Here is a 1,319-nt window from a genome sequence, read left to right as displayed (position 1 = left end):
CATAACATTGGGAATATTATCAACATTATGACAAATGATTTACAAGATTTTGAGCAGGTTATAACTCACAGCACATCAGAAATTATAAAGTTATCCATACTGACAATTTATCTTCTGTTAATTATATTTGCAATTTCTCCCCTACTTGCCATATTGCAACTAATAATCTCCCTGACTGGATTAGTATTTGTCATTCTGGGAACGAAAAAAGGTGCAAAAATAGCATTGAAAAAGAAGCATACTATGGATAATGTTGTTTCACGGATGGTGGAATATATCGCTGGAATGGAACTTTTTAAAGCATATAATCTGACTGGGGAACGATTTAAGAGATTAAAGGACAGCTTTAATGATTTGAAAAGGGAAAGTATAAATACTGAAATTGCTCTTGCCCCTTATGTTATGATTTTTCAGCTTATTACGGATATTTCCTTTGCCTTGCTTCTGATTGTATCTACACAGCTTTTTATGGCTTCTTCCATTAATAAAGTTGAATTTTTTTCATACATAATTATTGGACTTTCACTTTCAAATGTGCTAAAAGCCTTTTCTACACAATATACTTTTATCCAATACTTGAAACTTGCCACAGATAAGCTGATAAATGTGCATAATGAAAAGGAAATTTCCTATGAACTTGAAAAAGTTACTTTACCAAATTACAATATAAAATTCCAGAATGTAAGTTTTTCTTATGAAAAAGATACTCCTGTTCTAAAAAATATCACTTTTGAAGCAAAACAGGGGACAAAAACTGCCCTAGTCGGTTCGTCAGGTTCTGGGAAAACAACTGTTACCAGCCTTATTGCAAGATTCTGGGACTGCCAGTCTGGCGAAATTACCATTGGTGGAATAAATATCCAAAAAATATATCCTGAAGAACTGCTTACAAATATAAGTATGATTCTTCAAGATGTCTACTTGGTAAATGACACTTTTGAAAATAATATAAGACTTGGAAAACCAAAGGCTACAAGGGAAGAGGTAATAAATGCGGCTAAAAATGCCAATTGTCATGATTTTATAATGGAAAGCGAAAATGGATACGACACTATAATTGGAGAAGGGGGCTCTACTTTATCTGGCGGGGAAAAACAGAGAATTTCAATAGCTCGTGCCATTTTAAAAAATGCTCCAATTATCGTGCTGGATGAAGTTACTTCCTACTCCGACATTGAAAACGAAGCCAAAATTCAGGAGGCTTTGCGTACTTTGTTAAAAGGGAAAACTGCCATTATCATTGCTCACAGGCTTTACACAATAAAAAATGCCGATAATATCGTTGTAATGAATAAAGGACGTATTACCGAGCAAGGTAC

1 protein-coding gene is annotated in these 1,319 nt (G+C 33.9%); it reads left to right on the top strand.

Annotated elements, in window-relative coordinates:
* Positions 1-27: 27 nt before the first annotated feature.
* On the top strand, positions 28-1,319 hold a 1,292-nt coding region (locus Q0370_RS03925; RefSeq protein WP_299572396.1), incomplete at its 3' end, for an ABC transporter ATP-binding protein.

The organism is uncultured Leptotrichia sp. (assembly GCF_938036635.1).
Lineage (GTDB): Bacteria > Fusobacteriota > Fusobacteriia > Fusobacteriales > Leptotrichiaceae > Leptotrichia > Leptotrichia hongkongensis.
Note: the sequence above shows the minus strand (reverse complement) of the source record. Positions and strands in the feature narration are given on the sequence as shown.